Annotated in this window: 22 protein-coding genes, 1 tRNA gene and 1 pseudogene; 12 read left to right on the plus strand and 12 right to left on the minus strand. The window is 71.9% G+C overall.

Going from position 1 to position 21,007, the window contains the following annotated elements; all coding sequences use genetic code 11:
- Positions 1 to 87: 87 nt before the first annotated feature.
- Positions 88 to 2,049 (plus strand): acyl-CoA dehydrogenase family protein, encoded by a 1,962-nt coding sequence (locus ABGB21_RS17485; protein ID WP_347678613.1) that lies wholly within the window; start codon positions 88 to 90, stop codon positions 2,047 to 2,049.
- 61 nt (positions 2,050 to 2,110) lie between these two features.
- On the opposite strand, the gene ABGB21_RS17490 is transcribed toward ABGB21_RS17485, so the two are convergent.
- From ABGB21_RS17490 to ABGB21_RS17530, 9 genes are all read right to left on the minus strand, one after another.
- Positions 2,111 to 2,272: a hypothetical protein gene (locus ABGB21_RS17490; protein WP_347678544.1), complete on the minus strand. Its 162-nt coding sequence runs from the start codon at positions 2,270 to 2,272 to the stop codon at positions 2,111 to 2,113.
- 122 nt (positions 2,273 to 2,394) lie between these two features.
- Entirely contained in the window at positions 2,395 to 3,363 is a 969-nt protein-coding gene (locus ABGB21_RS17495) for an aldo/keto reductase (protein ID WP_347678546.1), read from the minus strand.
- Between the two features lie 127 nt (positions 3,364 to 3,490).
- Positions 3,491 to 4,105 (minus strand): hypothetical protein, encoded by a 615-nt coding sequence (locus tag ABGB21_RS17500; protein WP_347654037.1) that lies wholly within the window; start codon positions 4,103 to 4,105, stop codon positions 3,491 to 3,493.
- A gap of 20 nt (positions 4,106 to 4,125) precedes the next feature.
- Positions 4,126 to 4,533 (minus strand): transcriptional repressor, encoded by a 408-nt coding sequence (locus ABGB21_RS17505; protein WP_347654035.1) that lies wholly within the window; start codon positions 4,531 to 4,533, stop codon positions 4,126 to 4,128.
- A gap of 26 nt (positions 4,534 to 4,559) precedes the next feature.
- A complete protein-coding gene (locus ABGB21_RS17510; protein ID WP_123562480.1) occupies positions 4,560 to 4,859 on the minus strand; it encodes a metalloregulator ArsR/SmtB family transcription factor in 300 nt (99 codons plus the stop codon).
- A gap of 19 nt (positions 4,860 to 4,878) precedes the next feature.
- Entirely contained in the window at positions 4,879 to 5,823 is a 945-nt protein-coding gene (locus ABGB21_RS17515; protein WP_347678548.1) for a metal ABC transporter permease, read from the minus strand.
- 22 nt (positions 5,824 to 5,845) lie between these two features.
- Positions 5,846 to 6,613 carry a metal ABC transporter ATP-binding protein gene (locus ABGB21_RS17520; RefSeq protein ID WP_347654033.1) on the minus strand — a complete coding sequence of 256 codons (768 nt, stop codon included), beginning with the start codon at positions 6,611 to 6,613 and terminating at the stop codon, positions 5,846 to 5,848.
- Between the two features lie 22 nt (positions 6,614 to 6,635).
- Positions 6,636 to 7,607 (minus strand): metal ABC transporter substrate-binding protein, encoded by a 972-nt coding sequence (locus ABGB21_RS17525; RefSeq protein WP_347654031.1) that lies wholly within the window; start codon positions 7,605 to 7,607, stop codon positions 6,636 to 6,638.
- Between the two features lie 135 nt (positions 7,608 to 7,742).
- Positions 7,743 to 8,000 (minus strand): hypothetical protein, encoded by a 258-nt coding sequence (locus tag ABGB21_RS17530; RefSeq protein ID WP_347654029.1) that lies wholly within the window; start codon positions 7,998 to 8,000, stop codon positions 7,743 to 7,745.
- Between the two features lie 100 nt (positions 8,001 to 8,100).
- Here ABGB21_RS17530 and ABGB21_RS17535 point away from each other — a divergent pair, with 100 nt between their 5' ends.
- The 8 genes from ABGB21_RS17535 to lepB all read left to right on the plus strand — a co-directional run bounded on the left by ABGB21_RS17535 (position 8,101) and on the right by lepB (position 14,491).
- The gene (locus ABGB21_RS17535; RefSeq protein WP_347654027.1) at positions 8,101 to 8,442 is read left to right on the plus strand and encodes an antibiotic biosynthesis monooxygenase; all 342 of its coding nucleotides are present in this window, start codon (positions 8,101 to 8,103) and stop codon (positions 8,440 to 8,442) included.
- Between the two features lie 331 nt (positions 8,443 to 8,773).
- Positions 8,774 to 9,217, plus strand: coding sequence for a hypothetical protein (locus tag ABGB21_RS17540; RefSeq protein WP_347654026.1), 444 nt, complete (start codon positions 8,774 to 8,776; stop codon positions 9,215 to 9,217).
- Between the two features lie 244 nt (positions 9,218 to 9,461).
- On the plus strand, positions 9,462 to 10,841 hold the full coding sequence (locus ABGB21_RS17545) for a glycine--tRNA ligase (RefSeq protein ID WP_347654024.1): 1,380 nt from the start codon (positions 9,462 to 9,464) through the stop codon (positions 10,839 to 10,841).
- A gap of 111 nt (positions 10,842 to 10,952) precedes the next feature.
- On the plus strand, positions 10,953 to 12,137 hold the full coding sequence (dusB, locus tag ABGB21_RS17550; RefSeq protein WP_347678551.1) for a tRNA dihydrouridine synthase DusB: 1,185 nt from the start codon (positions 10,953 to 10,955) through the stop codon (positions 12,135 to 12,137).
- A gap of 89 nt (positions 12,138 to 12,226) precedes the next feature.
- Positions 12,227 to 13,006, plus strand: coding sequence for a hypothetical protein (locus tag ABGB21_RS17555; protein ID WP_347678553.1), 780 nt, complete (start codon positions 12,227 to 12,229; stop codon positions 13,004 to 13,006).
- A 28-nt stretch (positions 13,007 to 13,034) separates the two neighbouring features.
- Positions 13,035 to 13,130 (plus strand): hypothetical protein, encoded by a 96-nt coding sequence (locus tag ABGB21_RS17560; RefSeq protein WP_347678555.1) that lies wholly within the window; start codon positions 13,035 to 13,037, stop codon positions 13,128 to 13,130.
- 96 nt (positions 13,131 to 13,226) lie between these two features.
- Positions 13,227 to 13,754 (plus strand): SigE family RNA polymerase sigma factor, encoded by a 528-nt coding sequence (locus tag ABGB21_RS17565; protein WP_347654019.1) that lies wholly within the window; start codon positions 13,227 to 13,229, stop codon positions 13,752 to 13,754.
- Positions 13,751 to 14,491 (plus strand): signal peptidase I, encoded by a 741-nt coding sequence (lepB, locus tag ABGB21_RS17570; protein ID WP_347678557.1) that lies wholly within the window; start codon positions 13,751 to 13,753, stop codon positions 14,489 to 14,491. Before ABGB21_RS17565 ends, lepB begins: the two co-directional genes overlap by 4 nt.
- 37 nt (positions 14,492 to 14,528) lie before the next feature.
- Here lepB and ABGB21_RS17575 read toward each other — a convergent pair.
- Positions 14,529 to 16,190: pseudogene (locus tag ABGB21_RS17575) on the minus strand (beta-N-acetylhexosaminidase); the annotation flags it as partial.
- Positions 16,191 to 16,450: 260 nt separating this feature from the next.
- On the opposite strand from ABGB21_RS17575, the gene ABGB21_RS17580 reads away from it, so the two are divergent.
- Positions 16,451 to 16,523: transfer RNA gene (locus ABGB21_RS17580), tRNA-Ser, on the plus strand.
- A gap of 247 nt (positions 16,524 to 16,770) precedes the next feature.
- Complete coding sequence (gene ppdK / locus ABGB21_RS17585; RefSeq protein WP_347678559.1) at positions 16,771 to 19,479, plus strand: pyruvate, phosphate dikinase; 2,709 nt, start codon at positions 16,771 to 16,773, stop codon at positions 19,477 to 19,479.
- A gap of 99 nt (positions 19,480 to 19,578) precedes the next feature.
- On the opposite strand, the gene ABGB21_RS17590 is transcribed toward ppdK, so the two are convergent.
- Positions 19,579 to 19,707, minus strand: coding sequence for a hypothetical protein (locus ABGB21_RS17590; protein ID WP_347678561.1), 129 nt, complete (start codon positions 19,705 to 19,707; stop codon positions 19,579 to 19,581).
- A gap of 24 nt (positions 19,708 to 19,731) precedes the next feature.
- Positions 19,732 to 20,238 (minus strand): roadblock/LC7 domain-containing protein, encoded by a 507-nt coding sequence (locus tag ABGB21_RS17595; protein WP_347654014.1) that lies wholly within the window; start codon positions 20,236 to 20,238, stop codon positions 19,732 to 19,734.
- Between the two features lie 360 nt (positions 20,239 to 20,598).
- On the opposite strand from ABGB21_RS17595, the gene ABGB21_RS17600 reads away from it, so the two are divergent.
- A complete protein-coding gene (locus ABGB21_RS17600) occupies positions 20,599 to 20,952 on the plus strand; it encodes a VOC family protein (RefSeq protein WP_347654012.1) in 354 nt (117 codons plus the stop codon).
- Positions 20,953 to 21,007 lie beyond the last annotated feature (55 nt).

Below are 21,007 nucleotides of genomic sequence, written 5' to 3' on the forward strand. Positions count from 1 at the left end.
CAGCACAACACGTCGGCGGCGGGAGAGCCCGACAGCTCTGGGACGGCGGCGGAGACCGCCGTCACTCCGGCCGCCGGCGGCGACGGGATCGGACCGTTGCCCAAGGAGGTCGGCTCGTCGCCCCGGGAGGGCGGTCAGGTCTCCGAACGGGAGGCCCGGCAGGTCGCCGAGGCGGCCCGGGAGTCGGAGTGGCGCAAGCCGAGCTTCGGCAAGGAGTTGTTCCTCGGCCGGTTCCGGCTCGACCTGATCGAACCGTGGCCCCGATCCGACCCGGAGCGGGCGGCGAAGGCGGAGGAGTTCCTCGGCCGCCTCGACGCGTACGTCCGGTCCGAGGTGGACGGCGCGGCGATCGAGCGGGACGCCCGGATCCCCGACGAGGTGTTCCAGGGACTGGCCCGGCTCGGCGCCTTCGGGATGAAGATCGACGAGAGGTACGGCGGCCTCGGGCTGTCGCATCTGCACTACTGCCGGGCGTTGATGCTGGCCGGGTCGGCGAGCCCGGCGATCGGCGCACTGCTCTCCGCACACCAGTCGATCGGCGTGCCACAGCCGTTGAAGATGTTCGGCAGCGAGGAGCAGAAGCAGCGCTTCCTGCCCCGGCTCGCCGCCGGCGAGGTGTCGGCGTTCCTGCTCACCGAACCCGACGTCGGCTCGGACCCGGCCCGGCTCGGCAGCACCGCCGAACCGACCGGTGACGGCGCCGGCTACCGGCTCAACGGCGTCAAGCTCTGGGCCACCAACGGCACGGTGGCGAACCTGCTGGTGGTGATGGCCCGGGTGCCGAAGACGGCGGACCGGCGGGGCGGGATCACCGCGTTCGTCGTCGAGGCCGACTCGCCGGGGATCACCGTCGAGCGGCGCAACAGCTTCCTCGGGCTGCGTGGGCTGGAGAACAGCGTCACCCGGTTCCACGACGTCTTCGTACCGGCCGAGAACGTCATCGGCGGCGAGGGCAAGGGCCTGCGGATCGCGCTGAGCACGCTGAACACCGGACGACTGTCGCTGCCGGCGATGTGTGTCGGGGCCGGCAAGTGGGCGTTGAACGTGGCCCGGGAGTGGGCCGCCGAGCGGGTGCAGTGGGGTCGGCCGGTCGGCGAACACGAGGCGGTGGCGGGCAAACTCGCGTTCATCGCCGCGACGACGTACGGCATGGAGACCATGCTCGACCTCTGCTGCCTGCTCGCCGACGACGACACCAACGACATCCGGATCGAGGCGGCGCTGGTCAAGCTCTACGCCAGCGAGATGGCCTGGCGGATCGTGGACGACCTGGTCCAGATCCGGGGCGGCCGCGGCTACGAGACCGCCGAGTCGCTGGCCGCCCGGGGCGAACGTCCGGTCGCGGTCGAGCAGTTGCTGCGTGACCTCCGGATCAACCGGATCTTCGAGGGATCCACCGAGATCATGCACCTGCTGATCGCCCGGGAGGCGGTCGACGCCCACCTCTCCGTCGCCGGCGACATCATCGACCCCGCCGCCGAACTGGGTCGCAAGGTCCGAGCCGGGGCGAAGGCCGGCGTCTTCTACGCGAAGTGGCTGCCGACCCTCGCGGTCGGGCGCGGCCAGAACCCCACCGGGTACGCCGACTACGGCCCGCTCGCCGGGCACCTGCGGCAGGTCGAACGCGCCTCCCGCAAACTGGCCCGGTCCATGTTCTACGCGATGTCCCGCTGGCAGGGAAAAATGGAACGCAAGCAGGCGTTCCTGGGCCGGATCGTCGACATCGGCGCCGAACTGTTCGCGATGTCGGCGGTCTGCGTACGAGCACACGCCGAACGGGAGAGCCGGCCCGAGGGTGTCGAACTGGCCGACCTGTTCTGCCGGCAGGCCGAGGTACGGGTCGGTGCGCTGTTCCGGGCCCTGTGGGAGAACACCGACCCGGTCGACGGTTCGGCGGCGAAGCGGATCCTCGCCGGCCGGTACGCCTTCCTCGAGGACGGCATCGTCACCCCGGAGGCGGACCAGCCCTGGGTGACCACCTGGCAGCCCGGTCTGTCGGAGACCGAGGACGTACGCCGCCGGATCCCGCCGCCCGACCAGGAGAGGTGAACGGAGGGGGCCGGAAACCCGCCCCCTCCGAGGCGAAGGCCGGCGGAGGCCGGCCCCGGAGTCAGTTCCGTCGTCGGGCCACGGCGCTGGAGACAGCAGCCGCGAGGACGCCGGCCTCCGTGCCCGCGAGCACGGCCCCCAACCCGATGTCGAGGTCGACAGTGGTCAGCAGGACAAACCAGAGGACCAGGAACAGGAGTCCGATCACCAGGGCCACGAGCACCGGCGACCACCTCCGTCGTTGTTCCGCCATCGCACCGTCCCCTCGGTCAGCGGTGCCCTGGTACATCCCCGCGGTCGAGGCCCGCGACTCCCCTGGAGGGGTGGTGGGGACGGCGTCGGCCGTCACCAGATCCAGAACTCCTTCGGGGCGGTGAGCGGGGCCAGGGTCTCCCACAGTTCCTCGGGAATGTCCCAGGTGGCCAGTCGGGCGCTCTCGGCGATCCGCTCCGGCCGGGACACCCCGACGATGGTGGAGGTGATCCGCGGGTCCCGCAGCGAGAACTGGAGCGCCGCCGCGGCCAGCGGTACGCCGTGCGTGGCGCACGCCTCCTCCATCGCCCGGATCCGGCGCAGCACCTCCTCGTCGGCCTGCCGGTAGGCGTACTTGGTGAACTGCGCCGGACCCTTCGCCAGGATGCCGCTGCCGAACGGTGCCGCGTTGACCACACCGACGCCGAGCGAGACCGCCTCGTCGAGCAGGTCCCCGGCCGACCGGTCCACCAGGGTCCACCGGTTGTGCGTGATCAGCGCCGAGAAGTGTCCGGTACGCAGGTACTCCGCCATCAGTGCCACCGGACCGCCGGCCACCCCGAGCTGCCCGACGATCCCCTCCCGCTGCAGCTCCAGCAACGTCTCCACCGGGCCACCCGGGGCCATCCCCTCCGCGAAGCTGATGTGCTCGGGGTCGTGCAGGTAGACCAGCGGCAGGTGGTCCAGGCCGAGCCGTTCCAGGCTCCCCTCGGCGGACCGGCGTACCTGCTCGCCGGAGAAGTCGCCGGTGGTGAAGTCCCGGTCGACCTTGGTAGCCAGGACAAAACCCTCCGGCACACCGCCGATCCGGCGCAGTGCCGCGCCGATCCGCCGTTCGCTTTCACCGTCGCTGTAGCCGGCGGCGGTGTCGAGGAAGTTGAACGGGCCGGTGAGGGCGGCGAGTGCGGTCTGTGTGCCGCGTTCGGCGCTGACGTCGTACCCGAAGAGGGCGGGCATGCTGCCCAGGGGGCCGCCGCCGACGCAGACCGGGGTGACCGCCAGGCCGGTCGAGCCGAGCGGGCGGCGGGGAAAGTCGTCGGGGGTGCGGGTCAGGTCGGTCACTGCTCTCCTCGCCAGGTCCGGGCTGTTCGGTACGACGGCGCGCGTCCGCCTCCTCGTTTGACGATCATGGCATGGATCCGTCGTGCCGTTGGCGACAAACGGCACCGGTGGCGGTACCGACGCCAGGTCAGCGACGTGCCGGGGTGGGCCGCAGGCCGAGCGTGCGCAGTTCGAGCGCGGCCAGCGCCTCGACGGTGGCGTCGTCGCCGCGCCGCCACGCCTGCGCGACGTCCGGGTCGATCCGGGTCAGCCGGCCCAACGGCTGGGTGGCCAGCGCACGCAGCGCCAGCAGGTCCCGGCCGGCCGGCGCAGACCGCAACGCCCGGGCGGCGGCGGCCCGACGCATCCAGCGCAGCCGCAGCGGAAGCCAACCGAACAGCACCAGCCCGAGCGGGAACACCAGCAGCGCCAACGACAGTGCCAGCGCCAGGTCGCCGACGAGTTCCTGCTGGTCACGTCCGGCGTCGGCCATCGCCCGGGCGGCGTCGGCGGCCCGTTCGAACGGGGCGGTCAGCTCGTCACCGACCACCGGGACCCGGCCGACCTTGCCGCCCGCGTCGGCGAGGTTGTCGGCCAACCCGCCGCCCGCCCCCTCCAGCTTCTGTCCGGGTACGGCGAGCCGCTGCACCAGGTCGTGCAGCCACATCGCGGCCCGGATCCAGAGGTAGACCCAGACGACGACGAGCAGGTCGGTGAGGAGTTGGCGGGCGGCGGTCGGGACACGGTCGGCATAGATCCTCATGCCGCCCAGGGTGGCTCACGTTACCGGTTCGCGCACTCCCGGCAGGTGCCGAAGATCTCCAGGGTGTGGCTGACGTCGGTGAACTGGTGTTTGGCGGCGACCCGTTCGGCCCAGCTCTCCACCGCCGGCCCCTCCACCTCGACGGTCCGGCCACAGGCCCGGCAGACCAGGTGGTGGTGGTGCCCCTCGCTGCACCGCCGGTAGAGGTGCTCGCCGCCCGGCGGGCGCATCACGTCGATCTCGCCCGCGTCCGCCAGCCCCTGCAGGGTGCGGTAGACCGTGGTCAGACCCACCCGCTCGCCGCGACTGCGCAACATCGCGTGCAGATCCTGGGCGCTGTGGAAACCTTCGACCTCGGCGAGCAGCGCACTGACCGCGCTGCGCTGCCGGGTGTTGCGGACCGCGGTGCCGCCCTCTGCCCCCGTCATCTCGCCCTCCTGCCGGAGTGTTCCACTCACGATGCCTCCCCGGAGTGGCTGACCGCGTCCGCCACGATATGCGCGATGTGCTCGTCGACCAAGGAGTAGGCAATTTCCCGACCGCGTCGGGAACCGCGTACCACCCCGGCGCCGCGTAGCACCCGCAGGTGCTGGGAGACCAGCGGCTGCGGCGCGCCGAGCTGTTCGACCAGTTCGTGGACGCAGCGCTCCCCGTTCGCCAGTTCGCTGACGATGGCCAGCCGGATCGGGGCGGACAGGGCACGAAGCAGCTCTCCGGCGCCGGCGTAGGCCTCGTAGGCGTTCGTGCTCGTCACCCCGTAACGGTAACCAATTCTACCGGTGGGCCGTCGCGTGGTCGGGCCGGTCAAGGTCAACCGGTGGGCCCGACGGGGCGGGGGCCGGTTCGAGGACCACGTCGCACGGCTCGACCACCGGCGTTGGCCGACCGGACGGCACCGCCCGCCGCCGCCCCAGCGCCCGGCGAACCGCCGTACCGACCGCGGCCAGCAGGAAGATGGCGATCGCCAGGATCACGATGGTCGCCCCGAGCGCGGTGTTCGCGGTCCCGGCCAGCCACACCCCGGATCCGGAGGCGACCAGGCCGATCCCCATCGCGGTCACCATGGTGGCGACAAAACCCCGGGAGAAGAGCTGCGCGGTGGCGACCGGCACCACCATCAGAGCGCTGACCAGCAGCAGCCCGACCGCCCGCATCGAGATCGTGACGGTCACCGCCGTGGTCACCGCGAGCAGCAGGTTGAGGGCCCGGACCGGCAGGCCGGAGACCCGGGCGTACTCCTCGTCGTGTGAGATCGCGAAGAGCGCCGGACGCAGCACCAGCATGGTCGTCAGCACCACCACCGCCAGGACCACGATGACCGTCAGATCCTGCGGCGACGTCGTGGTCAGCGACCCGAAGAGGTACGCCATCAGGTTCGCGTTGCTCCGGCTGCCAGAAAGCCCGACCAGCATCACCCCGCCGGCGATGCCGCCGTAGAACATCAACGCGAGCGCGACGTCCCCCGAGGTGCGGCCGCGTTCCCGGATCAGTTCGATGGCGACCGCCGCGACCGCGGACACCAGGACCGCCATCAGCACCGGGGAGGTGTTGAACAGCAGCCCGACCCCGACACCGGTAAGCGCCACATGGCCGACCCCGTCGCCGATCAACGACATCCGCCGCTGCACCAGATAGATCCCGAGCGCCGGGGCGGTCAGCCCGATCACCAGCGCCCCGACCAGGGCACGGATCATGAAGTCGTACTGGAACAGGCTCATGCCACCTCCTCGCTGCGCTCGCTCATGCCGGTGCTCCCCAGATCCCCACCGGGTCGTCCGGCGCGTGCGGGTGGACGTGCTCGTGACCGGGCGCCGCGTGATGCCCGGCCGGTTCCGGCACCGGGCCGTCGTGCGCGATCTTCCCCTCGTGTACGACCACCGCCCGTGTGATCACCGTGGCCAGCGGCCCGAGTTCGTGGGCGACCAGCAGCACCGTCCCGCCATCGGCGACGAACCCGCGCAGCGCCTCGGCGAAGGCGTCCTGGCTCGCCGAGTCGACCCCGGCGGTCGGCTCGTCGAGGACGAGCAGCTCCGGCTGCCCGGCCAGGGCCCGGGCGATCAGGGTCCGCTGCTGCTGACCGCCGGAGAGGGTGGTCACCGGGTCGCCGGCCCGGTCGCTCAGCCCGACCGCCCGAAGCGCCTCGGCGACCGCCCGTCGATCGGCGGCTCCGGCCGGGCGCAGTACGCCCCGACGGGCCAGCCGGCCGGCGGCGACGACCTCGGCCACGGTGGCCGGTACGGCGCTGCCGGCGCCGAGCCGCTGCGGGACGTACCCGATCCGCCGCCACTGCCGGAACCGGCGCTGCGGGGTGCCGAAGAGCGAGACCGTGCCGGCGTTCAGCGGTACCAGGCCGAGGATCGCCCGGATCAGGGTCGACTTGCCGGAGCCGTTGGCGCCGAGTACCGCGACGACCTCGCCGGGGGCCACGGTGAGGGAGATGTCCCGGAGTACAGGACGCTCGTCGTAGGCGACCGCCCCATGTTCGACCGTGATGACCGGTTCCGTCATGTCCCCACCTCGCTCCGCTCGGTCATGAGCATCCCAACGCCGTCCTGATCGCACCCAGGTTGTCCCGCATGACCGAGAGGTAGTCACCGGTGCTGCCCGGCTGCAGGCCCTCGATCGGGTCCAGTACGGCGGTCTTCGCGCCGATCTCCCTGGCCACCGTCTCGGCGACCTTGGGGCTGACCAGGGTCTCGAAGAAGATCGTGGTGGCCTGGTGTTCCCGGGCCTCGGCGGCGATCTCGGCCAGGCGGGCGGCCGGCGGATCGGCCTCCGGGCTCAGCCCGCTGAGCCCGATCTGTTCCAGGTGGTAGCGCTCGGCCAGGTATGCGAAGGCGGTGTGGCTGGTCACCAGTTCACGCCGCTGGCAGGTCTGCAGGCCCTTGGCGTACTCGGAATCGAGGGTCTCCAGGTCGGCGCGGAGGGCGCGGGCCCGGGCGGTGAAGTCGGCGGCCCGGTCCGGGTCCGCCGCGCCGAGTTCCTCGGCCAGCCGGTCGCCGATCGTGGCGAGCCGGGTCGGGTCGAGCCAGACGTGCGGGTCCTTCTGGCCGGCCGCCTCCTCGTGTTCCTCGCCCGCTCCCTCACCCTCGTGTTCGCCGTCACCCTCGTGCTCGTGGCCCCCGGCGGTGGCATCCAGCAGGGGCTGCACGGTTCCCACGTCGAAGGCCCGGTCGCCGGCCTGCTGCTCGACGGCCTCGTCCACGGCGGGCTGGAAACCGGCGAGATAGGCCACCAGGTCAGCGTCGCTGATCTGGCCGACCTGGCCGGGGTTGAGTTCGAGGTCGTGTGGTTCGGCACCGGGCTTGACGAGGTTGGTCACCCGGACGGCGTCTCCGCCGATCCGCTCCGCGACGAACTGCAGGGGATAGAAGGCGGCGACGACGTCGACCCGGTCGGGGTCGTTGCCGGAGCCGTCGTCGGCGCAGGCCGTGGCGGTGGCCAGGGCGAGCAGGCCGGCGGCGGCGAGGGCGACGGTACGGGGAGCAGAGCGGATCAGCATGTCATCCACTCTCCGCGACAATGAGAATGATTGTCAAAAACGCATGCTTGCATGAGAACGTCTCAGGTTTGGTCGGGCCGACGGATCATGCACTCGGGTTGATCGACCAAACGCTCGGGCTGGTGGTTCATCCGCTCAGACGATCTTCATCAGGGCGAATGCGACCAGCAGCGTCAGCAGCACCAGCCGGACCAACCGGGTGCCCGGAGTCTGCACCGGCCAGCTCGTCACGAGCAGGACGCCGAGCAACCCCGCGAGCGCCAGCAGCAGCACCCCGCCGACGATCCCCGGAGCGAAGAGGGCGACCAGGACGAGCGTCAACGCGACGAGGAACACGGTGGTCGGACCGACCCGGGCCAGGCGGGTCACCAGGACGCGCTGCGTACGCTGCATCCCACAGACTCTACGAGATCTCGATGCTCCGACCGGCGTGCTGTCACCGATGACACCATCCGCGGCTTTTCGGTCGGCGGCTCAGCCGAGGAGGGCACAGGTGCTCGTCACAAACCGGTTCGTGGTGGCGGAGGAGGCGGCGGTCGGGTTCACCGAGCGGGCGCACGCCGCGCTGGCCGTACTCGCCGCCCGGCCGGGCTACCGCCGGGGTGAACTGCTGCGGGCCCTCGACGACCCCACGCACTGGTGCCTGGTCACCGAGTGGGAGTCGGTCGGCACCTACCGGCGCGCCCTGGGCGCCTTCGATGTCAAGATCCACGCGACCCCGCTGCTCGCCGAGTCACTCGACGAGCCGTCCGCGTACGAGACGCTGGCCAGCGCCGAGCCGGATGGTCCGGTGCAGGTGGCCCGCAGCGACCGTGCCGCTGACCCCAGCCGGTGACAGACCGGGCACTACGCTTGCCGGCATGACCTTTCCCGGACCGCCCGGTGGTTCCGCGTCGTCGCCGACGGCCGGTGAAGCCGGATCTTCGCCGGCCGGCTCCGGCGCCGCCCGACCGCCGGTCGAACCTGGCCCCTTGCCGCCGGCCGGGCTCGGCAATCCGCCGGGCGTGTCGGGCGCCGGCGTCGCGGGGGTGTCACCGGGCGTTCCCGGGTCGCCCGTTCTGACCGGGCCGGGCGGGATCTCCTCGGCGCTGCCCGGGTCGCCCGTTCTGACCGGTCCGGGGCCTGTCCCGCCCGGCGTACCTGGGCCACCGCCCGGCCCGGGCGCCGTGCCGCCGTTCGCCGCACCGCCGACCGAGGGGCGCACGGTACGGCTGTGGCTCGGCATCGGGGTCGCCGCTCTCGCCGTGCTGCTGGTCTGCGGTGGTGGCGGTGCCGCGCTGATCGGGTTGCTGGTCTCCAGCACCGAGGCGGTCAACGAACAGGCCAGGGCGGTCGTCACCGACTATCTCGACGCCATCGAGGACGACCAGTTCAACCAGGCGTACAACCTGCTCTGCGACTCCACCAAGCAGCGGGAGTCACCGGCGGAGTTCGCCCGCCGGGTGGGAGCCGAGCCGGAGATCGCCTCGTTCCAGGTCGGTGACGTGCTGGTGGGCAACGACCTGCGGGTGCCGGTGGACGTGACCTACGTCCAGGGCGGCCAGGACCAGCTTCACGTCCTGCTCGAACAGGACCCGGTCGACGGTCTGGCGATCTGCGAGATCGGCTAGGAGGGCGTCGGGCGCGGAACCTGTCCCGGGTCACGCCGGGTTGGTGGAGTAATCTGCTGGACCTGGGTGGGGTGCGGAGTCGTACCGTTGTGCGCACGTTGCCCGATCCGCCACCGTCACCGACCACCGTCGGCAACGGTCGGGCCGGCCTCGCCGTACCGACCGCTGTTCGCCGAGCCCTTCCGAACCTGTTGACCGTTCCGATTCTGTCCCCGCCGGCCGCCAGCCGGTGTAGGAGGTAACCATGCCAGCCGACCGTATCGACGCCATCGTCAGTCTCGCCAAGCGTCGAGGCTTCGTCTACCCGTCCAGCGAGATCTACGGGGGCACCCGGTCAGCCTGGGACTACGGTCCGCTCGGCGTGGAACTGAAGGAGAACGTCCGCCGGCAGTGGTGGCGGACCATGGTCCAGCAGCGTGACGACATCGTCGGCCTGGACTCGGCGGTCATCCTCGCCCGGGACGTCTGGGCCGCCTCCGGCCACCTCGACGCGTTCGTCGACCCGCTGACCGAGTGTCAGTCCTGCCACAAGCGGTTCCGGGCCGACCACCTCGAGGAGGCGTACGAGGAGAAGCACGGCCAGCCGCCGGCCTCGCTCGCCGAACTCAACTGCCCGAACTGCGGCAACAAGGGCACCTTCACCCAGCCGCGGATGTTCAACGGCCTGATGAAGACCTACCTCGGCCCGGTGGAGAGCGACGAGGGCATGCACTACCTGCGGCCGGAAACCGCCCAGGGCATCTTCATCAACTACAACAACGTGGCCGCCTCGGCGCGGAAGAAGCCGCCGTTCGGCATCGCCCAGGTTGGCAAGTCGTTCCGCAACGAGATCACCCCGGGTAACTTCATCTTCCGGACCCGCGAGTTCGAGCAGATGGAGATGGAGTTCTTCGTCGAGCCCGGCACCGACGAGGAATGGCACGAGTACTGGCTGCGGGAGCGCTGGAACTGGTATCTCGACCTCGGCCTCTCCGAGCAGAACCTGCGCTTCTACGAGCACCCGCAGAACAAGCTCTCGCACTACTCGAAGCGGACCGTGGACATCGAGTACCGGTTCCAGTTCGGCGGCACCGAGTTCTCCGAACTCGAGGGCATCGCCAACCGGACCGACTTCGACCTCTCCACGCACAGCAAGCACTCCGGCGTCGACCTGTCGTACTTCGACCAGGAGAAGGGCGAGCGTTGGGTGCCGTACGTGATCGAGCCGGCCGCCGGCCTCACCCGGGCCGTACTCGCGTTCCTGCTCGAGGCGTACGACGAGGACCAGGCGCCGAACACCAAGGGCGGGATGGAGACCCGCCGGGTGCTGCGGTTCGACCCCCGGCTGGCCCCGGTCAAGGTCGCCGTGCTGCCGCTGTCCCGCAACGAGGCCCTCTCGCCGAAGGCGAAGGACCTGGCCGCCACCCTACGCAAGCGCTGGGTTGTCGAGTACGACGAGACGCAGGCGATCGGCAAGCGCTACCGCCGGCAGGACGAGATCGGCACGCCCTACTGCGTGACGGTCGACTTCGACACCCTCGAGGACAATGCGGTCACCGTCCGCGATCGGGACAGCATGACCCAGGAGCGGGTCTCCCTCGACCAGGTCGAGCGCTACCTGATCGAGCGCCTCCCCGGCTGCTGAGCGGTACGGAGGGCCCCTTCCCGTCGCCGGACGACGGTAGCCGGGCGGGTGGGAAGGGGCCTCTCTCACACGAAGAGCGACAGCGGGAGCCCGTTCCCTACACTTCAGGGCGTGACCGCCAGCCCCGCCGCCGCTCCGCCGAGTCCCGTACCGGGGCCGTTGACGCTCGGACCACACACGGTGTGGCCCCCGGTGGTGCTCGCGCCGATGGCGGGGATCACGAATGTCGCCTTTCGGCAGCTCTGTCGGGAACAGGGTGGCGGCCTCTACGTCTGCGAGATGGTGACCACCCGGGCGCTTGTCGAGCGCAACCCGAAGACGCTGCGGATGGTGGCGTTCGGCGACGGTGAGCGGCCGCGCAGCCTGCAGCTCTACGGCATCGACCCGGAGGTGACCGCCGCCGCGGTGCGGATGGCGGTCGAGGAGGATCTGGCCGACCACATCGACCTGAACTTCGGCTGCCCGGTGCCGAAGGTCACCCGCAAGGGCGGGGGAGCGGCACTGCCCTGGCGGCGCCGGCTCTTCGCCCGGATCGTCGGGTCGGCGGTACGGGCGGCGGCGCCCGCCGGGGTCCCGGTCACCGTCAAGATGCGCAAGGGGATCGACGACGACCACCTGACGTACGTCGAGGCGGGGCTCGCCGCCCAGGACGCGGGCGTCGCGGCGGTCGCCCTGCACGCCCGTACGGCGGCCCAACGGTATTCGGGCACCGCCGACTGGGACGCGATCGGCGCTCTCAAGCAGGCGCTGGACGTGCCGGTGCTGGGCAACGGCGACGTCTGGGAGGCCGACGACGCGCTGCGGATGGTGGCGCAGACCGGGGCGGACGGGGTGGTGGTCGGCCGGGGCTGCCTGGGCCGGCCGTGGCTCTTCGCCGACCTGGCGGCGGCGTTCGACGGCCGACCGCAGCGGCGGCTGCCGAGCCTGGGGGAGGTGGCGGCGACCATGCGCCGGCACGCCGAACTGCTTGTCGACTGGTACGCCGACGGCGGCCGGAATACCCACGGCGAGCGGGACGGCTGTGTCGACTTCCGTAAGCATGTCGCCTGGTATCTCAAGGGCTTTCCGGTCGGCAGCGAACTGCGGCGTGCCCTGGCGATGGTGAACGGCCTGGCCGAGTTGGACGACCTGCTGGGCAAGCTGGACGTGGCCGAGCCGTTCCCGGTGCAGACGCTGGGGCAGCCGCGCGGCCGGACGAACTCGCCGGGCAGGGTGGTCCTGCCGGACGGCTGGCTGGCCGACCGGGACAGCGCCGAGGTGCCGACCGGCGCGGAGATCGCCGACTCCGGCGGCTGACTCGTCGTGGTGCGCCGTGCCCCGGCGGCTGAGTCGTCGCGGTAGGCCCACGAGCCGGGCCCGCGGCGAACGCACAGTCACCCCTCGACATGGAGGTCCTGGCCGTCCTCCGGGAGGCGATCTGGGACGCCCGGCGCGATCTACGTCGGGAGGTCACCGACCCGTCCCCGTCCTGGAGTTCGGCCAGCTACTCCGCCGTACGGAGGGCGCTGGAGATCGCCGGGGCCGAGCGCGTCGGGTACGCCCACGGCATGCACCTGTTCCTGGCGTTGACCGAGGATCCCGGCTGTCGCGCGACGGAGGTGCTGGCCGGCCTGGGAGTCACCGGGGACCACATCCGGCAGGCCGTGCCGGTCCGTTCGTCGATCGCGGCGGAGGGCTCGCCGACGGCACTCGGCGCGGATTTCCTCACGGCGGCGGGTGTGCTGGGTCGTCCGGGTGGTGGGGGAGCGGCTCCCGGCCGTCTGCGCCACAGGCTGAGCCGTCTGGTGCTGCGGTCCGGCGTCGGCGTCATCGTGCCGGTTCTGGAACAGGAGGCGGTTCGGCAGGCCGTACGCATGGGTGCTCCCGAGGTGGACAGCGTGGGTCTGCTCGCCGCCGTGCTCTCGCTCGACGAGCAGTTGCGCGCCCGTCGGCGGTGCTTCGCGCCGCCCTGGGCCGCCACCAACGCCGCCGGCGAGATCCTGGCCGGCAGCGGGCTGGACGTGGCGGTGACAACCGCACGCGCGACGGTTCCACCGGGGCCCGAGTCGGCGGCCGATCGGACGTACCGCTGGCGCAGTCGGCGGGGTGACCCGGTCTTCGGTGCGGACGCGGCGGCGGTCACCCCGCCACGCTGGCCACGCTGTTCGTATCCGCGACACGGGTGACGTCGGCACCAACCACCTGCTGCTGGCGATGCTCGACAGCCCCGACTGTGCCGCGAACAGGCTGCTCCGTGGCGTGGTCGATATGGCGGAGGTGCGGCAGGAACTGGCGGCCCGGATGCGGTGAGGTCGTCGCGGGCCGTGCCTGGTCCGCCCGCTCGGCGCGGCGGAATCCGGAGGAGCGCGTGCAACCCCGGTGCTCCGGGTCTCGTTCTGACTGGATGTGACACCCGAAGACGAGCAGGACTTCACCGAGTTCGTGCGGAAGCACGCGGACCGGCTGCTGCGGTTCACCCGGCTGCTGGTGTCGGACACCGCCGAGGCCGAGGACGTGCTGCAGACCGCGCTGCTGCGGCTGACGAGACACTGGCCGCGACGGCTGGAGTCGCCGGAGGCATACGTCCGGGCCGCGCTGGTCAACATCGTCCGCGACCGGGGCCGGCGGCGCCATCTCGTGCCGGTACCGGTGCGGGTCGACCCGGAGCGGTCGGCGGCCGGCTCGGACCACGCCGAAGCGATCGCGGCCCGTGCCCAACTGGACCAGATCCTCGACGGGTTGCCACCACGTCAACGGGAGGTGGTGGTGCTGCGGGTGATCGAGGGGTTGAGCGAGGCGGAGACCGCCGTCCTCCTCGGCTGCGCACCGGGCACCGTGAAGAGCAATCTGGCCCGGGGCCTGGCGAAGGTCCGCGTCGCCCTGAGGTCGAGCCTCGCCTCCGCCGAGGAACACGCAGAGGAGACGATCCGATGAGCGACATTCTGCTGGACGGGACGGCGGAGGAGCTGCGGGCTCTGGCGGCGGCCGTACCGCCGGTACGTGCCCGTCCCGACCTGGCCCGCGAGGTTCTCGACCGGGCCCGGCGGCAACGGCGGTCCCGGCGGCTGCGCCGGCTGGCCCTCGGGGTCGGCGGCGGCGTGGTGGTGGTCTCCGCCCTGGCCGCGGCAACCCTGCTGGGCCGCGGCGACCACTTCACCGTCACCCAGCCCAGCACCGCGATGGAGTCGACCGTCCGGGTCGAGGAGCGGGTGGTCTTCGACCGGACGCTGCGGCCGGAGCGCGGCGACGTGGTGTTGGCCCGGCTCACCGTCGGCAGCGAGGAGTTCGACAGCATGCTCCGGGTGGTCGCCCTGCCTGGCGACACCGTCGGCTGTCCGGCCGACCAGACCGGCAGGTGTCCGGAGATCGTCGTCAACGGCGTGCCGGTCCGGGAGGACTATCTGGCCGGCACGGTGACCGAATCGTTCCCCACGACCACGGTGCCGGCCGGTCGGGTCTTCCTGCTCGGCGACAACCGTCCGGTGGCGAACGACTCCCGGGTCGTCGGCCCGGTCGAACTCGCCGACGTCTCCGGGGTGGCGGTGCGGATCCGGGACGGCGACGGCCGGTCTCGGCCGGTGCCGGGCGCGCCTACGCACGACGGACCCGGTGACAGTGACGTGGTCGACCCGGCCGGCCCGGTGCCGCCCGCCCGGGCGACGCCGGCGTAACCGGTGGTCGTCCGGGGCGGGGCTCAGCGAGTCGGCGTCAGCCGGCTCTGGTCGGTTGGTCGTCGACAGCCGGGCGCGGCTCCGGCACGGCCGCCGACTCCTCGGGTACGACGGCCGGGCGCGGACCGGGTACGGCGGCTGTCCGGTCCGGGCCGCTGCCGACCCCGGTCGGCGTGCCCGTCCACGGCACGTCCGGCGAGCGGTGGTAGGTGATCCCGGCGACGCCCCACCGGTCGCCCTGTCGGGCCAGCCGGAGCCGGAAGTCCGCCCAGTCGTGGGTCGACGCCGGTGACCAGCCGAGTTCGGCGATGGCGGGCAGCCGGGGGAAGGTCATGAACTCGACGTCGCTGACCGAGACCACCGTCTCCGTCCACAGTGGCGCCTCGACGCCCAGCACCGCCTCGGCGGGTACGCCGGCCAGGTAGGCGCCCGGGTCCCAGTCGTACGCCTGCCGCACCTCGATCAGTCCGGCCCAGTCCTTGCCCAGCCGGGTCGTTTCGGCGTACTTCATGTCGAGGTAGGTCCGGTTGCCCGGGGAGAGCAGCAGTTTCGCGCCCTGCGCGACGGCGGCGGCCACCACCGGATCCTCGGTGCCGGTCCCCCAGTACTGGACGACCCGCCCCGGACTGTGCTCCGCGACCGCGAGCTGGTGCCAGCCGAGCACCGCCTTGCCGTGCCGGATGACGATCGGCTGGATCCGGTTCATGAAGTCGGTGTAGTCCGGCGCGGCGAGGGTGAACGCCTCGTCCCCGCCGACGTGCAGGTACGGCCCCGGGGTGAGCGCGGCGACCTCGCCGAGCACCTCGTCGACGAACTGGTACGTCCGGTCGCTGGTCACGTCGACCGCGCTGAACCCGACGTCGGTGCCGGTGTACTCCGGTGGCGGCGTGCCGCCCGGCGCCAGTTCGCCGTACGCGTTCAGCGCCGCGTTGGTGTGCCCGGGCAGGTCGATCTCCGGTACCACGGTGATGTGCCGGGCGGCGGCGTACGCGACGATCTCGGCGTACTGCGCCTTGGTGTAGTAGCCGCCGGGGCCGCCGTCGACCTCGGTGGCGCCGCCGACGGTGGCGAGCCGGGGCCAGGAGTCGACCGCGATCCGCCAGCCCTGGTCGTCGGTGAGGTGCAGGTGCAGGTGGTTGAGCTTGTAGCGGGCCAGGTGGTCGATGAAGCGCAGCACGTGCGGCACCGCGAAGAAGTGCCGGGCGACGTCGAGCATCGCGCCGCGGTAGGGGAACCTGGGCCGGTCCTCGATCAGACCGCCGGGGATCCGCCACGGGCCGGGCTCCCGCCGGGTGGACTCGATCCGGGCCGGCAGGAGTTGGCGCAGCGTCTGCACGCCGTAGAAGAGTCCGGCGGCGGCCCGGGCGCGGATGACCACGCCGGTCCTGGTCACCTCCAGCCGGTAGGCCTCGTCGGCGGTCCGCTGGTCGCCGGTCGGCTCCGCGCCGTCGCTCGGCTCGGCCGGCTCGTCCAGCAGCAGGCTGATGCCGCCGGGGGTGGTACCCGGGGCGGCGTCGACCACCGGCAGCGGGTAGCCGGCGGGGCGGCGCAGCAGGTCGGCCAGGTAGCGGCCGACCGCGACCGCCGCCGGCTGCGGCGTCGTACGGATCGTCGTGCCGGGGGTCAGCGCGTACGCCACGCCGTCGGCCGGCACGGCGCGGACCGGGGCGGGGAGTACGTCGGTCAGCCGGATCGGCGCCTCGGCGCCGGGCTGGACGGGGATCCGGGGCGGGTACGTGGTAGGTCGCACGGCAGGTCACTCCGGGGGAAGCCGCAGGTAATTTCCGGGCAAATCTCATGAAACGTACGTACGAAACTGCCGTCTGTCAAGCACTGGTCACTCTGTGGTACGGGTGGCCTGGGTCGCTCGGTCGGCGATCGGTCACCGCCATGCCAACCGCGCGGAATCCATGATCATTCCCTGTCCTGGATTGCCGGGTGCACTAGAGTCGCCTGCCGGTGCCCGTAGCGCAGAGGTCGTCGCGCCGCCCTGCTCAGGCGGAGGACGCCGGTTCGATTCCGGTCGGGTGCCCTCGCCTCATTCCGCCCCGCCCCGGGTTGCTCGATCATGCGCGTGGGAAGGTTCCCACACAACCTCGCGAACACGGACAGCCCTCGCAGCTGTGCACATTGTCACCGAAAGCTCCCGTAGGGCCCCGCGTCGCCTAACCTTCGCCCCACAGCGCCAGCGGTTGCCCTGGTACGGACGACCGTCACCGGGGTACCTGGAGAGCGGCTAAACCATCGTTCAGTGTGGAACGACGCGGGTAGGAGGCTCCGTGGCATCGCAGCAGACGGCGGACCGGAAGTACGTCTACGACTTCACCGAGGGCAACAAGGACCTGAAGGACCTTCTGGGTGGCAAGGGTGCCAACCTGGCCGAGATGACCAATCTCGGGCTGCCCGTACCGCCCGGCTTCACCATCACCACCGAGGCCTGCCAGGCCTACCTGGCCACCGGTGCCCGACCGGCCGGACTCGCCGAGGAGATCACCGCACACCTCGGCACGCTGGAGGAGGCGATGGGGCGGCGCCTGGGCGACCCCGCCGACCCGCTGCTCGTCTCGGTCCGCTCCGGCGCCAAGTTCTCCATGCCCGGGATGATGGAGACGGTGCTCAACGTCGGACTCAACGACAGCAGCGTCGAGGGGCTGGCCCGGCAGGCCGGCGGTAACCACCGGTTCGCCTGGGACTCCTACCGCCGACTGATCCAGATGTTCGGCAAGACGGTCTGCGACGTACCGGGCGAGGAGTTCGAACACGCGCTGGAGGAGTGCAAGCGGGCCAAGGGCACCACCAGCGACCTCGACCTCGACGCGGACGACCTGCGCGCACTGGTCGGCACCTACAAGAAGATCTTCGTCAAGCACACCGGGCGGGAGTTCCCGCAGCAGCCCCTCGAACAGCTCGAACTCGCGATCAACGCGGTCTTCGAGTCGTGGAACGCCGAACGGGCCGTGCTCTACCGCCGCCAGGAACGGATCCCCGCCGACCTCGGCACCGCGGTCAACGTCTGCAGCATGGTCTTCGGCAACCTCGGCCCGGACTCCGGCACCGGCGTCGCCTTCACCCGCGACCCGGCCAGCGGGGCGCAGGGCATCTACGGCGACTACCTGGCCAACGCCCAGGGCGAGGACGTGGTCGCCGGGATCCGCAACACCGTACCGCTGCAACAGCTCGCGGAGCTGAACAAACCGGCGTACGACGAACTGCTCGCCATCATGGCCCGGCTGGAGGAGCACTACCGGGACCTCTGTGACATCGAGTTCACCATCGAACGCGGCAAACTGTGGATGCTGCAGACCCGGGTCGGCAAGCGGACCGCCGCCGCCGCGTTCGTGATCGCCGCCCAACTGGTCGACGAGGGCCTGATCGACCTCGACGAGGCGCTGCACCGGGTCAACGGCGACCAGCTCGCCCAGCTGATGTTCCCCCGGTTCCGGCTCACCGACGAGCTGAAGCCGATGGCCTCGGGTATCGGCGCCTCGCCCGGCGCCGCGGTCGGCAAGGTGGTCTTCGACAGCCAGCGGGCCGTGGAACTCGCCAACGCCAGGGACGCGGTGATCCTGGTCCGTCGGGAGACCCATCCCGACGACCTGCCCGGCATGGTCGCCGCCCGGGGCATCCTCACCTCCCGGGGCGGCAAGACCAGCCACGCCGCCGTGGTGGCCCGGGGGATGGGCAAGACCTGTGTCTGCGGCGCCGACGCCCTCGACGTCAACGTCCCGGAGCGGCGGTTCACCGTGGACGGTCAGACCGTCAACGAGGGCGACGTGGTCTCCATCGACGGCACCACCGGCCGGATCTACCTCGGCGAGGTGCCGGTCTGGCCGTCCGAGGTGGTCCGCTACTTCGAGGGTGAACTGGCCCCGGAACACTCCGACGATCCGCTGGTCGTCGCCGTACACCGGATCATGTCGCACGCCGACGCCCGACGGCGGCTGGGGATCCGGGCAAACGCCGACACCGGTGCGGACGCGGCCCGGGCCCGGCGGTTCGGCGCCGAGGGGGTCGGCCTGTGCCGCACCGAGCACATGTTCCTCGGCGACCGGCGGGAACTGGTCGAGCGGCTGATCCTGGCCGCCACCGACGCCGACCGGCAGGCCGCGCTCGCCGAACTGCTGCCGCTGCAGCGGTCGGACTTCGCGGAGATCTTCCGGGCCATGGACGGACAGCCGGTGACGGTACGGCTGATCGACCCGCCGCTGCACGAGTTCCTGCCCTCGCTGGAGGAGCTCGCGGTGCACGTGGCGGTCGCCCACGAGCGCGGCGAGGACGCGGCCCGGGACGAGCAACTGCTCAGCGCGGTCCGCCGGATGCACGAGCAGAACCCGATGCTGGGCCTGCGCGGCGTACGCCTCGGCCTGGTCATCCCCGGTCTGTTCGCGATGCAGGTCCGGGCGATCGTCGAGGCGGCGGTGGAGTGCGCCAAGGCCGGCGGCGACCCCAAGCCGGAGATCATGGTCCCGCTGGTCGGCGCGGTGCAGGAGTTGGAGACGGTACGCGCCGAAGCCGAGAAGATCATTGCCGACGTGACCCGGGAACAGCCCGTCGAGGTGCTGATCGGCACGATGATCGAGGTGCCCCGGGCGGCCCTGACCGCCGGCCAGATCGCCGAGGCGGCCGAGTTCTTCTCCTTCGGCACGAACGACCTGACCCAGATGGCCTGGGGCTTCTCCCGCGACGACGTCGAGGGCGCGTTCTTCTGGCGCTACCTGGAGTTGGGCATCTTCGGCATCTCACCGTTCGAGTCGATCGACGCCGACGGGGTCGGCCGGCTGGTCCGGATCGCCGCCGAGGAGGGGCGGGCCGCCCGGCCCGGGCTCAAGCTCGGGGTCTGCGGCGAGCACGGTGGCGACCCGGAGTCGGTGCACTTCTTCCACTCCGTCGGCCTCGACTACGTCTCCTGTTCGCCGTTCCGGGTGCCGGTGGCCCGGCTGGAGGCCGGTCGGGCGGTGCTCAGTTCGGCCGGTTCCGACAGCCGCTGACGATCCACCCACGGCCGCTCCTCGCCCTCGGGACGGGGCGACGGCCGATCTGTCAGCCGGTCCCGGGCTGATCCGCCGCCAGCCCCGGACGACGGCCCGTCAGCCCCGGACGACGGCCCGCCAGCCCCGGACGACGGCCGGCCCGATGGTGTCGAGGGTCTTCACCACCCGGACACCGGGCAGCACCCGCTGGATCTCCTCGGCGGGGACTGCCGCCCGGACAAACAACGCGGTCCCCTGGGCGTCCGGGGGTCACTCCCGACCGGGGGAGCGCCAGCCGCCCGACTCCGACCACAGCCCGGCCGGCAGCGTCGCCATCGGCGTACGGGTGGCGAGCGGTGCGGCCGGGTCGGTGGTCGGCGGGATCGCGGTCGCCACGGTCGGCCGTCGTACGGCGTCCCAGAGCGCGCCGAGTCGCTGGGCGGCCGGCCGGGCCTCGGCGTGCAGCCGGTCCAGGTCGGCCCCGGTACCGGCGATCGTGGTCAGGATCGCCTCCGCGCCGGCCGGGTAGGTGACCACGTACCCGTCGGCGCCCCGGACCACCGACTCGGCCACCGGGCCGTGACCGGCGAGCCGGGCGAACCGGTCGGCGATGCCGAGGTTCGCCGCGGAGAGCGCGGCGACGTGGTGTGGGTCGCCGCCGGGCAGGATGCCGGCGACCAGCAGGCCGTCGACGGCGGCCAGGACTGCGCCGGACATCTCCGGCACCGCGCGGCGCAGCCGGTGCAGTTCGGCCAGCAGAGCGGCGTCAGCGTTCACTGGTCTCTTCTCCTTCGGGTGTGTGTCCGGTGCCGCTGAGCAGGGGATGTGCCGACGGTCGGGACGCCGCCGGCCCGTGGATATGGGCCGACGTCGCTGGATGGTCACCTTCCGCCCCCGGCACGTTACACCCGGCCATGCGTGGCGAGGGGGACGGTAGCCACCGGCGATCGTTCGGCAACTCTCGGCTGTTCGGCGGTTGTGGGGCGTGGGCAACTCCCGGCTGTTCGGCCGTCGCGGGTCGCCGGCGGCGCGGGATCGCCGGGAGTGTCGGGCTCCGGATGGCTCTCCGCTGTCGGCGGCCAGGCGTAACCTGAGCGGCACGCGGATCCTGTTTCCCGCCTGACGGAGGTTTGGCCGATGGGCAGCGTGTGGGAGAACCTGGTGGTCGACGCGGCCGATCCGGCCCGCCTCGCACGCTGGTGGGCCGAGGCCCTCGGCTACCAGATCGTCAACGAGCTGCCCGACGAGGTGGAGATCCGCCGCGCCCCGGACGTGCTGCCCGGCCTGGTCTTCGTACCGGTTCCGGAGCACAAGGAGACGAAGAACCGACTACACATCGACCTCCGCCCGGCCGACCGGGAGGCCGAGGTCGAACGGCTGGTCGACATGGGCGCCCGACACGTCGACGTCGGGCAGTCGCCGGACGACACCTGGACCGTGCTGGCCGACCCGGAGGGCAACGAGTTCTGTGTGCTCGCCCAGCGGAGCTGACCGACACCACGGCGACCACCGGCCGTCAGACGTGCGGCGCGGCGTCGACGGCACC

Origin of the sequence: Plantactinospora sp. B24E8, from assembly GCF_039871735.1 — a bacterium.
Classification (GTDB): domain Bacteria; phylum Actinomycetota; class Actinomycetes; order Mycobacteriales; family Micromonosporaceae; genus Plantactinospora.

Coding starts and splice junctions, on each gene's coding strand:
- ABGB21_RS17500 (WP_347654037.1), bottom strand. CDS start 4,105: ATGAGGATCTATGCCGACCGTGTCCCGACCGCCGCCCGCCAACTCCTC.
- ABGB21_RS17505 (WP_347654035.1), bottom strand. CDS start 4,533: ATGACGGGGGCAGAGGGCGGCACCGCGGTCCGCAACACCCGGCAGCGC.
- ABGB21_RS17515 (WP_347678548.1), bottom strand. CDS start 5,823: ATGAGCCTGTTCCAGTACGACTTCATGATCCGTGCCCTGGTCGGGGCG.
- ABGB21_RS17520 (WP_347654033.1), bottom strand. CDS start 6,613: ATGACGGAACCGGTCATCACGGTCGAACATGGGGCGGTCGCCTACGAC.
- ABGB21_RS17525 (WP_347654031.1), bottom strand. CDS start 7,607: ATGCTGATCCGCTCTGCTCCCCGTACCGTCGCCCTCGCCGCCGCCGGC.
- ABGB21_RS17530 (WP_347654029.1), bottom strand. CDS start 8,000: ATGCAGCGTACGCAGCGCGTCCTGGTGACCCGCCTGGCCCGGGTCGGT.
- ABGB21_RS17545 (WP_347654024.1), top strand. CDS start 9,462: ATGCCAGCCGACCGTATCGACGCCATCGTCAGTCTCGCCAAGCGTCGA.
- ABGB21_RS17555 (WP_347678553.1), top strand. CDS start 12,227: ATGGAGGTCCTGGCCGTCCTCCGGGAGGCGATCTGGGACGCCCGGCGC.
- ABGB21_RS17560 (WP_347678555.1), top strand. CDS start 13,035: ATGCTCGACAGCCCCGACTGTGCCGCGAACAGGCTGCTCCGTGGCGTG.
- lepB (WP_347678557.1), top strand. CDS start 13,751: ATGAGCGACATTCTGCTGGACGGGACGGCGGAGGAGCTGCGGGCTCTG.
- ABGB21_RS17600 (WP_347654012.1), top strand. CDS start 20,599: ATGGGCAGCGTGTGGGAGAACCTGGTGGTCGACGCGGCCGATCCGGCC.